At 45.8% G+C, this 925-nt stretch carries 1 protein-coding gene; it reads left to right on the forward strand.

All coding sequences use genetic code 11. The annotated features are described in order from the left end of the window. Window positions 1-217: 217 nt before the first annotated feature. Window positions 218-925 (forward strand): molybdopterin-dependent oxidoreductase (locus A3757_RS01755; RefSeq protein ID WP_156506099.1); only part of this gene is annotated, 708 nt, incomplete at its 3' end.

Genomic DNA, 925 nt, shown 5'->3' on the forward strand with positions numbered 1-925 from the left:
CTGTTTTATGACCAGAGCCGCCTGGTGTAAATTGATGCAAATCAATTTCAATATTCTTGCCCCTCCATATACTGAGAGCAATCGCACTAATGGAGTCGTGTTATGTACACAATACTGCCAATGTGCTTTGAATATCAATTGTTCAAAAATAATCGTTTGTTTGGCCATGACAGAAGTTAAGTGATGGGAATAAACAAACAAGGGTGAGGAACCACAAATGAGTCAGTTTTTAGACAGGTTACGTTTTTTCAAAACGAAAAAGCAGGACTTTGCCTCAGGGCATGGCGTAACAACCAACGAGGATCGTGGCTGGGAGGATGGCTATCGCCGTCGTTGGCAGCACGATAAAATTGTACGATCAACACATGGGGTCAACTGTACTGGCTCATGTAGTTGGAAGATTTATGTTAAGGATGGCCTGGTAACCTGGGAAACCCAGCAAACTGATTATCCTCGTACGCGCCCTGACCTTCCTAACCACGAGCCACGCGGCTGTCCTCGTGGTGCGAGTTATTCCTGGTACATCTATAGTGCAAACCGCTTGAAGTACCCAAAGGTACGTAAAGCTCTATTGAAGCTATGGCGCGAAGCTAAAGCCCAGCATAGTGACCCGGTTAAAGCTTGGGAATCGATTGTTAACGATCCGGCAAAAGCTAAATCCTACAAAGAAAAACGTGGTATGGGCGGCTTGGTTCGTTCTGACTGGAAAGAAGTTAATGAGCTGATTGCTGCTTCTAACGTTTACACTGCTAAGAAATATGGTCCTGACCGTATTACCGGCTTCTCGCCAATTCCTGCGATGTCGATGGTTTCTTATGCGGCAGGTGCTCGTTACTTATCCTTGATCGGTGGTAACTGCCTAAGCTTCTATGACTGGTACTGTGATTTGCCACCAGCATCTCCTCAGATTTGGGGTGAGCAGACT

It is taken from the genome of Oleiphilus sp. HI0117 (assembly GCF_001635235.1).